This is a genomic window from Streptomyces xiamenensis (assembly GCF_000993785.3).
GTDB lineage: Bacteria > Actinomycetota > Actinomycetes > Streptomycetales > Streptomycetaceae > Streptomyces > Streptomyces xiamenensis.
Map to the genome: position 1 here is coordinate 5,658,560 of NZ_CP009922.3, position 12,355 is coordinate 5,670,914.

At 71.8% G+C, this 12,355-nt stretch carries 12 protein-coding genes; 1 reads left to right on the forward strand and 11 read right to left on the reverse strand.

From position 1 onward, the window contains the following. Positions 1–37 precede the first annotated feature (37 nt). From SXIM_RS25800 to SXIM_RS25840, 9 genes are all read right to left on the reverse strand, one after another. Positions 38–1,228: an MFS transporter gene (locus SXIM_RS25800; protein WP_046725235.1), complete on the reverse strand. Its 1,191-nt coding sequence runs from the start codon at positions 1,226–1,228 to the stop codon at positions 38–40. Then, the gene (locus SXIM_RS25805; protein ID WP_046725236.1) at positions 1,225–2,289 is read right to left on the reverse strand and encodes a 4-oxalomesaconate tautomerase; all 1,065 of its coding nucleotides are present in this window, start codon (positions 2,287–2,289) and stop codon (positions 1,225–1,227) included. The genes SXIM_RS25800 and SXIM_RS25805 overlap by 4 nt, the downstream gene beginning before the upstream one ends. Then, positions 2,286–2,927 carry a GntR family transcriptional regulator gene (locus SXIM_RS25810; protein ID WP_030732035.1) on the reverse strand — a complete coding sequence of 214 codons (642 nt, stop codon included), beginning with the start codon at positions 2,925–2,927 and terminating at the stop codon, positions 2,286–2,288. The genes SXIM_RS25805 and SXIM_RS25810 overlap by 4 nt, the downstream gene beginning before the upstream one ends. Positions 2,928–3,011: 84 nt before the next feature. Beyond that, positions 3,012–4,106, reverse strand: a complete 1,095-nt coding sequence (locus SXIM_RS25815; RefSeq protein WP_052385230.1) for an ABC transporter substrate-binding protein — start codon at positions 4,104–4,106, stop codon at positions 3,012–3,014. After that, positions 4,103–5,872: an ABC transporter permease gene (locus tag SXIM_RS25820; RefSeq protein ID WP_046725237.1), complete on the reverse strand. Its 1,770-nt coding sequence runs from the start codon at positions 5,870–5,872 to the stop codon at positions 4,103–4,105. Before SXIM_RS25820 ends, SXIM_RS25815 begins: the two co-directional genes overlap by 4 nt. Continuing rightward, positions 5,869–6,948 (reverse strand): ABC transporter ATP-binding protein, encoded by a 1,080-nt coding sequence (locus SXIM_RS25825; RefSeq protein ID WP_030732040.1) that lies wholly within the window; start codon positions 6,946–6,948, stop codon positions 5,869–5,871. The genes SXIM_RS25820 and SXIM_RS25825 overlap by 4 nt, the downstream gene beginning before the upstream one ends. Positions 6,949–6,950: 2 nt before the next feature. Continuing rightward, the gene (locus SXIM_RS25830; protein WP_030732043.1) at positions 6,951–7,586 is read right to left on the reverse strand and encodes an RraA family protein; all 636 of its coding nucleotides are present in this window, start codon (positions 7,584–7,586) and stop codon (positions 6,951–6,953) included. Then, positions 7,583–8,299 carry a PIG-L deacetylase family protein gene (locus tag SXIM_RS25835; RefSeq protein WP_030732045.1) on the reverse strand — a complete coding sequence of 239 codons (717 nt, stop codon included), beginning with the start codon at positions 8,297–8,299 and terminating at the stop codon, positions 7,583–7,585. Before SXIM_RS25835 ends, SXIM_RS25830 begins: the two co-directional genes overlap by 4 nt. 34 nt (positions 8,300–8,333) lie before the next feature. Beyond that, positions 8,334–9,116 (reverse strand): NAD(P)-dependent oxidoreductase, encoded by a 783-nt coding sequence (locus SXIM_RS25840; protein ID WP_030732048.1) that lies wholly within the window; start codon positions 9,114–9,116, stop codon positions 8,334–8,336. A gap of 345 nt (positions 9,117–9,461) precedes the next feature. Here SXIM_RS25840 and SXIM_RS25845 point away from each other — a divergent pair, with 345 nt between their 5' ends. Next, positions 9,462–10,220: a class I SAM-dependent DNA methyltransferase gene (locus SXIM_RS25845; RefSeq protein ID WP_046725238.1), complete on the forward strand. Its 759-nt coding sequence runs from the start codon at positions 9,462–9,464 to the stop codon at positions 10,218–10,220. Between the two features lie 41 nt (positions 10,221–10,261). On the opposite strand, the gene SXIM_RS25850 is transcribed toward SXIM_RS25845, so the two are convergent. Both SXIM_RS25850 and SXIM_RS25855 read right to left on the reverse strand, forming a co-directional pair. Beyond that, the gene (locus tag SXIM_RS25850; RefSeq protein WP_046725239.1) at positions 10,262–11,491 is read right to left on the reverse strand and encodes an MFS transporter; all 1,230 of its coding nucleotides are present in this window, start codon (positions 11,489–11,491) and stop codon (positions 10,262–10,264) included. A 212-nt stretch (positions 11,492–11,703) separates the two neighbouring features. Next, positions 11,704–12,348 (reverse strand): sigma-70 family RNA polymerase sigma factor, encoded by a 645-nt coding sequence (locus SXIM_RS25855; RefSeq protein ID WP_046725240.1) that lies wholly within the window; start codon positions 12,346–12,348, stop codon positions 11,704–11,706. Between the last annotated feature and the right edge of the window lie 7 nt (positions 12,349–12,355).

Below are 12,355 nucleotides of genomic sequence, written 5' to 3' on the forward strand. Positions count from 1 at the left end.
CCCGAAGGCACCGACCCCCCGCCGCCGCGGCCCGGCGTCAGTCGGGGGCCCGGCGGGCGGAGGGGACCGTGGCCAGCAGCAGCATCCCGGTCACCCCGAACACCACCCCGGCGCCGCCGAACAGCGACAGCGGCGCCACCAGCAGCGGTACGGCGTTCTGGCCCAGGCGGTTGCCCACCAGCCGCAGTGAGGCGGCGAGGCCGCGCTGCCCGGGCGGGGTGATCAGCGTGACCCAGGACATGGTGAGGGGCTGCACCATCCCGGCCGTGAATCCGTAACAGGTGGCGAGGCCCGCGACCACCCACGGGCTGACCGGGAGCCACAGCAGGATCAGGCCCCCCGCGGCCAGCGCGCAGCCGGCCATCAGGACCCGCACCCGGCCGAACCGGGTGGTCAGCCTGCCCAGCAGAATCCGGGAGACCATACTGCCCACGGCACGAACGACCAGGAACAGGGTGATCCAGCCGGGAACCAGCCCGCGTTCCTGCGCCAGCAGCGGGAGATAGGCGACCAGGATGTCGACCGAGCTGAGAATCATGCTGCTCGCGAACAGCGCCGACCCCATGCCCGGCACCCGCAGCAGGTCCCGCACCCGCCCTCCACCCTGGTGCTCACCGGCAGCGGCACCGGGGGCCCGCGCGGCGGCGGGAGGGCGTGGTGCCGAGGGAACGGCGAGCGACAGCAGCACGGTGAGCACCGCGACGCCCAGCACGGCCACCGCGATGAGCCGGGTCGGCGGCGCTGCGGCACCGTCGCGCGGCAGCAGCAACAGCAGCGGACCGAGCAACTGGCCCACAGAGGTGGCGAAGGTCAGCACGCCGAAGCTGTGGTCCAGCCGGGAGGGGGACGCCTGGTTCATGACCCAGGCCTGTTCGCCCAGCGCCGCCAGCAGCACCCCGATGCCCAGCAGCCCGGTGGCCGCCAGCACCGCCGCCAGCGACGCGGGAGCGGCCAGCGCCACCAGGGCGGACAGGACCAGGGCGATGCCGCCGCCCACCAGAGCGGGCCGCTCCCCGTACCGGTCGCAGTACCGCCCGGCCGGCAACGCCAGCAGGAACGGCGGCGCGGCGAACATCGCGGTGGCGACACCCAGCCACACCGCCTGGTGCCCCTGTTCGAGGAGCGCGTAGGACATCGCCGGGCGCAGGCCGTAGCTGATCGCGTGCGCGCAGACCGCGTGCAGCAGCAGACAGGACCAGACGAACCGCGCCCCGCTCGCCCGGGTCATCGCCCGGGTCGGGGAAAGACGGTCCCGTCGAACAGCTTGCGCGCCGTGCGGACGACGGAGGTGCGCACCACGTGGCGGCCCGCCAGCTCGATCTCCACGTCCGCGTGGCCGGTGGGATGCTCCACCCGGTGCCGCGCGCCTTCGGCCGGCGCCGCCAGGGGAGCCGCGACACTGCCGGGCAGGGCCGCGGCCACCGCCACCCCGGCCGCGCCCAGCACCCCGATGGAGGTGTGGCAGCGGTGCGGGATGAAGGTGCGGGTGGCGATGGTGCCGCCGGCCCGGGGCGCGGAGACGAGGGTGAGTTTGGGCACGGTCGTCCCGCTCACCTCGCCCAGGTTCATCAGGGGCCCGGCCGCGCGGCGGATGTCCTCCAGCAGGGCCCGCAGCCGGGTGTCCGCCTCCAGTTCGGCGGGGCTCTCGGTGCCGGTGACGCCCACGTCGGCCGCCGCCATGACGACCACCGGCATGCCGTTGTCGACACAGGTGACGGGTGTGCCCGCGAGGATGTCGCGGACGTTGCCGGTGGGCAGCAGCGCCCCGCAGCTGGAGCCGGCGGTGTCCTCGAAGTCGATGACGACGGGGCTGGCCGTGCCCGGCACTCCGTCGATGGCGGCGTCCCCCCGGTAGCTGACAGCGCCGTCCGGGGTCCGCACGTGGGCCCGTGCGGTGCCCCCGGTGTTCAGCATGCCGATGCGGACGGTGGACAGCTCCCCGGTGGCCGGGACCAGCCCGCGTTCGAGGGCGAACGGCCCCACCCCGGCGAGGATGTTGCCGCAGTTCTGCCGGTCGGAGACCACGCCCTCGTCCACCGCGACCTGGAGGAACAGGTAGTCCACGGTGTCCGGCCCCCGGGGCGTGACGACGGCCACCTTGCTGGTCAGCGGGTGGCCGCCGCCGATGCCGTCGATCTGCCGGGCGTGCGGGGAACCCATGATCCGCAGCAGCAGGTCGTCCCGCTCCGCGGGGTCCTGGGGCAGGTCCTCGGCGAGGAAGAACGCCCCCTTGGACGTTCCGCCCCGCATCATCAGGCAGGGTATGCCCGCCGGTTCCCGCTTGCTCATGTCCGTTTCTCCCCTTGTACGGTCGCGTCGAATTCCCGCAGGGCGTCGATGACACTGCTCAGATGGGCGCGCATCGCCTCCGCCGCCGCCCGCGGGTCGCGGCGGGTGATGGCGTCGATGATCGCCAGGTGCTCGGGCAGCGAGACGGCGGGTCGTCCCGGCTTGAGCGCCAGCCGGTACTGGTGACGCACGCTCTGCCCGTTGAGGCGCTCCAGCAGCTCCATCACCACGTCCTGGCGGCTGATCTGGTTGACCCGGGTGTGCAGCTCCCGGTTGCCCAGGGAGTAGCGGCCCAGGTCGCCCTCCTGGACGGCCCCGCTCATGTCCGCGCCGATCCGGCGCAGTTCGGCGATCTCCTCGTCGGTGATGAGCAGGGCCGCCTTCTCGGCGCACAGCGATTCCAGCGCGCTGCGCGCCTCGGTGATCTGGATGGCGGCCTCCAGCGTGATGGTGCGGACCCGGGCGCCCCTGTTCTGGATGCGTTCCACGAGCCCTTCGCTCACCAGCTCACTGAGGGCCTCCCGGACGGCGGCACGAGAGACCTGGAACTGTTCGACCAGGTCGGCTTCCACCAGACGCTGGTTGGGTACCAGTTCACCGGCGAGAATAAGCTCCCGGATCCCTCGTGTGACGTCCATCGGTCAACCTCTTCCTTCTGTGTACGTCTTCCGGGGGACACACCCTGGGGTCGTGGGCGTGGCCGCCGGGCGGGCGGCGGACTGTCAGCCGGTGTAGTCGAAGACGCGACGCCAGGTGTCCGCGTCGCTTTCCATGTGCTCAAGGGCGGTCTCCATGTCGGACCGGTGCAGGAAACCGTCGTCCAGGCCGGGAAGTTGCTGGTCACCAATGGTGGGCGGCGGCACATCCGTCCGGACAGGGTAATCTCCCATTTCGGCGGCGGCCGACTGGCCGTCGGCCGACATCAGCCAGTTCACGAAGACGGCGCCGGCGTTGGGCCGCGAGGTGGAGGAGCCGACGCCCACGTAGAACGGGTAGGCGGCGGCGCCCTCGTCGGGGACGGCGACCGTCAGGGGAGCGCCCTGCTGGATGGCCCCGTAGGCGGTGGCGATGGGCACCGAACCGATGAGGATCTCACCCCGCGCCAGCGAGTCGATCATACCGGCCACCGAGTCGAAGACCCGGGGCGAGGTGGCCGCGTACCCCCGCAGCCAGTCCTCGCCCAGCACGTCGAGCTGGAAGCGGGTGAGCGCGGCGGTGCTGCCCCCGGCGCCGACCTGGGTGATGGCGGTCTTGTCCTTCCACCGCCCGTCGATCAGATCGGCCCAGTCCCGCGGGGCCTCCGCCTCGTCCACGACGGTGTTGTTGTAGGCGAAGGAGTACACGCGGTCGAAGCTGTTGATGTACGTGCCGCCCTCGCGGACGGCGTCACCGACGGCGGCGCCGATCTCCCGCGGCAGTTCGTGGGGGGCGAAGGCGCCCGCCTCGGCGATGGAGAGGGTGAGGTCCTCACCCGATATCCGGATCACGTCCGCGCCGAGCTGTCCCGCGGCGGTCTCGCTCAGGACCCGCTCGGTCAGCCGGTTGGGTGCCAGTCGCACGATCTCGGCCTTGATGCCGGTGGCCTCGGTGAAGCGGTCGACGATGGCGGCCTCGGACTGCTCGCTGCCGCCGGTGTAGAAGACCAGGGTGCCCTCGGTCTGCGCCTGCTCGTAGACCTCGGCGGCGGCGATCAGTTCGCCGTCGATGATCAGGTCCCCCTCGGTGATCGCCCGTTCCCCGTCACCGGAGCAGGCGCTGAGGGCGAGGGCGGACACCAGGACGGCGCCGGTACATCTGAGGATGAGTGTGCTGTTCATCGCGGGTCTCTCCTGTGGGAACGGGCTTGCTTCCTGGCTCTGGGCGAGTCGGCGCCGAAGCGCTGGGCCACGAAGGCCAGGACGAGGATGACGGCGCAGTAGAGCAGGCTGGTCACCGCGCTGCGCTGCATGATGCCGTTGTCGAAGTCGTCGAAGATGACGATCGACAACAGCCGGGTGTCGGTGGTGAACAGGAACAGCGGGACGGTCAGCTCGCGCATGGACAGCATCAGCAGGAGCAGGAACGTCGAGGTCAGCGGGACCCGCAGCAGGGGGAGGGTGATCCGGGCGATGGCCCGCAGCCGGCTCGCGCCGTGCATGACCGCGCTGTCCTCCAGATCGCGGTCCACCTGGAGGATGGAGGAGCTCGCCCCCTGGTAGCCCTGCGGCATCTGCGCCGCCACGAAGGCGATGACCATCAGCAGCAGCGTCCCGTACACCGGGAACGGCAGCATCAGCCAGGCCCACAGCAGACCCAGACCCATGACGATGGCGGGGACCGCGAGCGGCAGCATCGAGATGTACCCCAGGCCGGCACGCCCCGGTGTCTTCGAGCGGTTGACGACGTAGGAGACCGTGAAGGCCAGCAAGGTCCCCACGACGGCGGCCGATACGGCGACCACCACCGAGTTCACGGTGGCCCGGTGGATGAGGTCAGATCCCAGCGCGTCCCCGAAGGCGTCGAAGGACAGCCGGCCTTCGCCGAAGGCGCCGGTGACCGTGCTGATGTAGGGCGTCTTGTGCAGGGCGACGAACAGCAGGGCCAGCAGCGGGAGGACGGTGGCCAGCAGGAAGTAGCCGCAGCCGATCAGCAGGGCCGGGAGCCGGAAGGCCCCCAGGTCGAACCGTCCGGGCTTCATCCCCTTGCCGGAGACCGTGGTGTAGGTCCGCTTCGCCAGGACCCTGCGCTGCAGGGCGGTGACCACCAGCACGACGAGCACCAGGGTGATCGCCACCGCGGCGGCCTCGTTCCCCCGGGACGGGGAGCTGTTCATGAGGCGGTAGATGTACGTCGGCAGGGTGTCGATGCCGGCCGCGCCGCCGATGATCTGGGAGACGGGGAAGTTCTCGATGGTGAGAACGAAGATCAGGATGGCGGACCCCAGGATCGCCGGGGTGGCCAGGGGCAGCGTGACCCTGCGCAGCGTCTGCAGCGGACGCGCCCCGTGCACGTTCGCCGCCTCCTCCAGGTCCGGGTTCATCAGGCTGAAGGAGCTGTGGATGAGAAGAAAGGCGTAGGGCGCGTAGTAGATCCCCAGGACGAAGATCAGACCGCCCATGTTGTAGATGTTGACGAAAGACGAGCCGCCCAGATCGTTCGCCAGGACGTTCAGCAAGCCCGCGTTCGGCCCCCCGAGCAGTCCCCAGGCGAGCGCTCCCACGTACGAGGGCAGGAACATCGGCACGATGCCCGCCAGATAGAGGAAGCCGCGCCAGTACACATTGGAACGCGCCGTGCAGAACGCCAGGAACCCACCGAAGAACAGCGCCACCAGTGAGGCGCCGGCCCCCACGACCAGCGAATTCAGCGCGGCCCTGCGGGGCCCGGCGCCGAAGACCGTGGAGAAGTTCTCCAGGGTCAGGCCGCTGAGGGAGAGATTTCCCGGACGCGGGGTCGTCGAGGTGAAGGCGGACAGGACCACCAGCGCGATCGGCAGCAGGATGAGGATCGCCAGCACCGCGTACAGCACGGCCGGGAACATCAGGCGGCGGACGCCGGACCTGAGTGGCGCCGTGCCCCGGCGCTTCCCGGCGACGCCGCTCACCGGGGCACCTCGTGCGGCAGCACCTGGATGTCGGCCGGCGGCACGGTCAGGGTGACCCGGTCGCCGACGCCGTGCCGGGACTCCTCGTGCTTGGAGCCGACGATGTCGGCCTCCGGGCCGCCCTCGACGCGCACCCGGTAGGTGACGGTCCCGCCCTGGAAGACCTTGGTGGTGATCACCCCGGGGAGCAGGTTCGGGCCGGTGGCGTCCGCTGCGGCGAACCGCAGGTCCTCGGCGCGGACACAGGCGCGCAGTTGCTCGCCCTTCGCGTAGGGCGCCACGGCCAGCCGGATGCCGGTGCCCTCCAGGCGCACGGTGCCGGCGTCCTCGGGCGTGACCCCGAAGATGTTGGCCACCCCGAGGAACTCGGCGATCGAGGCGCTGCGCGGGCGGGCGTACAGCTCGGCGGGCGGCGCCGTCTGCACGATCCTCCCGGCCTGCATCATCGAGATCCGGTCGGCCAGCGCGAGCGCCTCGTCCTGGTCATGGGTGACATAGATCGAGGTGAGGCCGATCTTCTGCTGGAGTTCGCGCAGTTCGGTGCGCAGGCGGTGGCGCAGCCGGGCGTCGAGGTTGGACAGCGGCTCGTCCAGCAGCAGGACGGAGGGCTCCATGACCAGGCTGCGGGCCAGCGCGACCCGCTGCATCTGACCGCCGGAGAGCATGCTCGCCCCGCGCTCCGCGAGATGGCCCAGGCCCACCAGGTCCAGGGTCTCGCCGACCCGCCGGGCGGTGTCCGCCCGGCCGGTCTTCTTCATGACGAGCGGAAAGGCCACGTTCTGGAAGACCGTCAGGTGCGGCCAGATCGCGTAGGACTGGAACACCATGCCGATGTTGCGCTTGTGCGGCGGACGGTTGATGCCCCGCTCGCCGTCGAACATCACCGTCTCGCCCACCGATATCCGCCCGGCGGACGGCGACTCCAGACCCGCGACACACCGCATGGTGCTGGTCTTGCCGCACCCGGACTGGCCCAGCAGCACCAGGGCCTCGCCGTCCGCGATGGTCAGATCGAGATCGTCCACGGCCACGGACTCGCCGTACCGCAGCGTCAGATTCCGGACACTGATCTCCACGGCTACTCCTCACCCTGGTCCTGGGCGCGGAACCCGTACAGGTCGTAGGAGATCGCCCCCGCCAGGTACGTGCGGCGCGACGCCTCCTCCTTGCGTTCCCTGGCCTGCGCCAGGGTCACCGCCGCGGCGACCTCCTCCGCCTCCACGACCACCACGCAGTCGCCGTCGAGCACCACGACGTCACCGGTACGGATCGTCGCCCCGCCCACCCGGACGGGCGCGTCCACCGTGCCGCGCCGGTCCTTGGCCGCGCCGCGCGCGTGCACCCAGCGGGCCCAGATCGGCACCCCCATCCCGACCAGCTCGTCCAGGTCGCGCACCGCGCCGTCGACCAGCACACCGGCGGCCCCGCGCTCCTTCAGCTGGGTGACCAGCAGATCCCCGATCAGCGCGACCGGTTCGGGTTCGGGCATCGTCAGCACCGCGATCTCCCCCGGCTGCAACCGGGAGACCAGCTCGTGCACGCCGCGGTTGTCGTTCTGCGCGCACAGCACGGTGCGCGCGGGACCGGCGACCCGCGATCCGGGCAGCAGCCGCTGGAAGCGCTGCTCCACCAGTCCCCGGCGGCCCCGCGCCTCGTACACGGTGGACGATCCCAGGCGTGCCAGCTCCGCGATGTCCCCGGCGGCGGCGCTCACAGGGCACCCACCACGTTCGGCACGATGCGCTGGAACGCCTCGGCCTGACGGATCTCCTTGTCGCCGGTCACCTTGCGGGCGTGGTTGCCGCGGTGCTCGGCGCGCTCGGTGTAGTACTGCTGGAGGTAGACCTGGGCCCGCATCGCGGCCATGGCCTCCTTCTTCGCCTCGAACACCTCGGTGATGTCCACGAAGACGGAGGGCACGAAGCCGCACAGCTCCGGCTGGTGCGGCTCGAACACCAGGAACTCGGTGGGCGGAGCGGTGCGGAAACCGGCCTCCACCACGGCGCCCGAGGTCAGGAGGCGGGCCTGCGACACCACCTCGTGGGCGACCGGGTGATCCGGGTTGAAGGGGTCCTTGTCCGGGTGGGTCAGCACGATGTGCGGCTGCCAGTCACGGATGATCTCGGCCAGGGTGTCGATGGCCTCCCGCCCGCCGATGAGCGGGTAGTCGCCCAGGTCCAGGCTCTCGAAGGAGGCGCCCACGGCCGCCGCCGCCTCGGACGCCTCGGCGTGCCGGGCCTTCTTCACGTTCTCGATCGTTTGTCCGGGGACCTTCCACAGCTCGCCGGACTCGCCGCGCTCACCGTAGGACAGCGAGATGACGCGTGCTTCGCCGCCCGCCCGGGTGTGCTTGGCGATGACCCCGGCGGCACGCCAGACGAAGTCGGCGCTGTGGGCACCGACGACAAGAAGACGCTTGGCAGACATGTGTGTTCTCTTTCTCTGGGAGGGGGAGGTGGCGTCAGGAGGCGGTACGCGGCTCGTCCGCCAGCCGCTGAAGCCACTGCCGGGAGGCCTGGGCGACCCAGGACGGCTGCCCGAGCGCGTCGAGATGGTCGATGGCGTCGCTCATCTCATGGACACGGCGCCCGGCGTGCGCGCGGCTGCCCTCGGCCAGCCGGCTGATGAGGGCCTCGCCGCCGTCGCCGAACTCGGCGGCCATCTGCGCGGTGATCCACGCCGTACTGCCGTCCGTCTCCGCGGCGTTGAGCGTCTCCAGGACGACCCCGGCGAGGCCCTTCATGAAGACGCTGCGCAGCAGCTTGCGCGCCGCCGCGGCACCGGCCGGCGCGTCGATGGTCTCCACCGGTACCCCGGCGGGTTCCAGCGCACGCGCCACGTGCGGCGCTCCGGTGCCGCTGACCAGCAGCGGGGTGCGCAGCCCGGCCCGGGGGACCGGTGCCAGCACGGCGACATCCGCGAACAGCGAGCCACCGGCGACGACGCGCTCCTCCAGGGAGCGCTTGAGGCCGGGGGCGGCGGTGTTGAGATCGGCGTAGACCGTCCCGGGCCGCAGCCGGGGCGCGGCCTGCTCCAGTACCTCCGCCGCGGCCCGGGCCCCGACCAGGCTGAGCACCATCGTGGCCCTGTCCAGGGCCTCGGCCAGCACGTCGTACTGGGTGATCCCCGGCTCGTCGATCCTGGTGAACGGGTCGTACCCGCGCACCGTGAAGCCGGCGTCGCGCAGACCGCCCGCATAGAGCCGGCCGGCCTCGCCGAGCCCGATTACCGCACACACCGTCATGGGGTCTCCTCGGTTGCCAGGAGCGTGATGGCGGCTGAGCCTACAAGATTGTTGACAATCTAGTAACCAGTAACGCAGACCTTTTTGACGACACCCTGGACTCTGTTCTCCTCTTCGGATAAAAGTGCAGGTCAACGCGGATTTTGCGGAGTCGTGACCCGGTGCTCCGAAGCGGGATGTGACGGGAGGAGGCCCCTCCACGTGACAACTGACGCCACGTCAGTCGCGCGGTCTCGGCACTACCGCGTCGGGCCATGGCCCCCGCCGGCGGGAACTTTTCCGGCCGGCCGCCCGACCAGACATGTGGCGGATCGCCGCTCAACCGACCTTCGGGGAGGACACCTCATGGAGAACCAGGGACCGGAGAGCTACGGAGAGCACAACGCCGACGTCTATGACGAGTGGCACGCCGCACTCGACCCCACCGACGCGGTGGACCGGCTGGCGGAGCTGATCGAGGACGGGCCGCCGGGACCGGTGCTGGAGCTGGCGGTGGGCACCGGCCGGGTGACGATTCCGCTGGCCGCGCGGGGGGTGGATCTGCGGGGCATCGACGCCTCCGTGGCCATGGTGGAGCGGATGCGGGCCAAGCCCGGCGGCGAGCGGATCCCGGTCACCATCGGCGACATGGCGGATGTCGACCCGGAGGGCGATGACCGGTTCGCCATGGTGTTCGTCGTGTTCTCCACCCTCTTCTTCCTGCTGACGCAGGAGGAGCAGGTGCGCTGCTTCACCAACGCCGCCCGGCGTCTCGTCCCCGGCGGCCGCTTCGTTCTCGAATGCCCCATGCCGGACGTCGCCCGCTACCGGCACGACCAGAACCTGGAGGTGCACCAGGTGGGCCTGGACCGGGTACGGCTCGTCGCCGTCCGCCACGACCCGGTCGAACAGCGCTTCGACGGCCACCATGTGCTCATCACCAACAACGGGATCCGGCTGGCCCCGGCCTCCATGCGCTACGCCTGGCCCAGCGAACTCGACCTGATGGCACGCCTGGCCGGGCTCGAACGCCGCCACCGGTGGGGCGGCTGGCGACGGGAACCGTTCACGGCCGAGGGCACCTACGTCACCGTGTACGAGAAGCCGGCGGCACCCGTGCCCTGAGTGGCCCCGCTCGGCGCGGGGTCACCCGTCGCGGGGCCCGCTCACCGCCGACCCGGCCGGCACGGACCCCGGACCGCCGCCAGGAGCAGTGGCGGAAGCAGCACGCACTGGGCCGCGACGGCCAGCCAGAACCCGGGCAGCAGTCCGGCCCGTTCGAACACGCCGTACAGCCGGCCGCCGAGCACACCGCTCAGCAGCGCACCCACGCCCACCGCCAGCCGCTGCTGGCCGAAGGTGACCGTCGCCGAGCGCCGCGAACGGGCCAGCGCCTCCAGATCGTTCTTGAGAAACAGCACCGCGGTACCGGCGCTCATCGCCAGGGCACCGGCGGCCACCCCCACCGGCCCTCCGGTGGCGAACGCCGTCATGCCCGCCGCCATGCAGCCGAAGCCGATGACCATCGCGGTGGGGTGCCCGATGTCCGCGATCCAGCCGGCGAGCAGGGGTTGCAGCACCACCAGGCCGAGCGCGTACCCCATCATGATCAGGCCGTAGCCCGCGGTGGCCAGCCGGCCCTCCGCGTACACCGACAGGTACTGGTAGAACTGCATGTACAGGTAGTGCGTGAGCACGGTCGCCGCGAAGGGGACCACCGCCAGCCCGCGCAGCACCCGGCGGAACGGCTCGACGACCGGCCCGTCCCCGGCCGGCCCCGGGGGCTCGGGCCGCAGGAACAGATGCCCGATCGCCAGCACGGCGTAGAGCACCGTGTTCGCGGTGAACAGCCGGCCCGGCTCGTGCAGGAACAACGCCCCCGCCACCGGCCCCACGGCGACGCCGAGATGACCGGCCGCGTTACCGGCGGACACCAGCCGTGGCCGTCGCGCGGGCGGCGCCGCGTGGATGAGGTAGCCGCGGAACGCCGGGGAGTAGAGCGCGCCCGCGCCGCAACTGAGGAAGAGGGCGAGCACCGTCAGCGCCGGGCTGCCGGCCCCGTACAGATACGTCACCGCGCCCAGGAGATACAGGGAGGTGGCGAGCAGCAGGGACCGCTTGAGCCCGGCGCGTTCGGCGAAGGCGGCCGTGAACGGCGCGCTCGCGAACTGCACCAGTGTGGCGGCCCCGAGCACCATCCCGACCTGCGCCATTCCGGCGTCCAGCCGGTCGCGCAGCAGCACCGCCAGGTACGGGTAGACGGCGAAGGTGCCGAGATTGACGAGGAAACCGCCCGCCAGCAGTGCGAGCTGTGCTCCCGTGAAGACCCCCCGCCCCCGTCCGGTACGGCGCGAGCGCCGCGCGGTGCCGTCACCGGCCTCCGCGCACCCGCCCATGGCTGACCTCCGACGCATCCTGGTGAGACGGCTGAGCCCCTGCCCGGGACCTGCCCGCGCGTGGCCGGCCCCCGCACTACGGGTCGGCCACGGCCCCCGGGAAGTTCCCGGAACCGGGCGGGGCGCGGGACGGCGGGTGGTCACGGTGCACGGGTACCGCCGCACGGGGGCGCCGGGCCACCGCCCGGCACCCCCTCGGAAACGGCCCGCCCTCAGCGGTCGTCCGGCGCATCCGTTCTCCGGCGGGCCTGCCGTTCAGCCTCGATGAGCACGGCGAGCAGGCAGGCCCGGGCCCGCGCCACCCGGGAACGTACCGTGCCGATCGGGCAGCCCAGGATGCGGGCGGCCTCCTCGTAGGGCACGCCGAAGAGCTGGGTCAGCACGAAGGCGTGGCGGCGCTCGTAGGGGAGGGCCGCCAGCAGCTGGGTCAGCGCGATGCCGTCCTCGAAGCCCGGCAGGCCGCGCGGCTGGGTGCGCTCGATCACGGTCTGCCAGTCCTCCCAGTCGGAGAGCCGGGGACGGGCCGAGGCGCTCCGCAGGCTGTCCGCCACGGTGTGGCGGGCGATGGACAGCATCCAGGTACGGGCGGAGGAGCGGCCCTCGAACCGGTGCAGGCTGCGCAGCGCCCGCAGAAACGTTTCCTGGACGAGGTCGTCGGCCAGCCGCGGGTCGCCCGAGAGATGGGCCACGAAGCGCCGCATGTCCCGGTAGAGAGCCCGGACGAAGGCGTCCACCGCGGCCGGGTCGCCCGAGCGGGCGGCCAGGGCGAGCCGGGTGACGGCATCGTCGACAGCGGCGGGCCGGTGCCGGGCGGGCGGCCGGGGGCGTCGGAAGGTCACAGCCGTGGCAGGTGTCATCGGTACA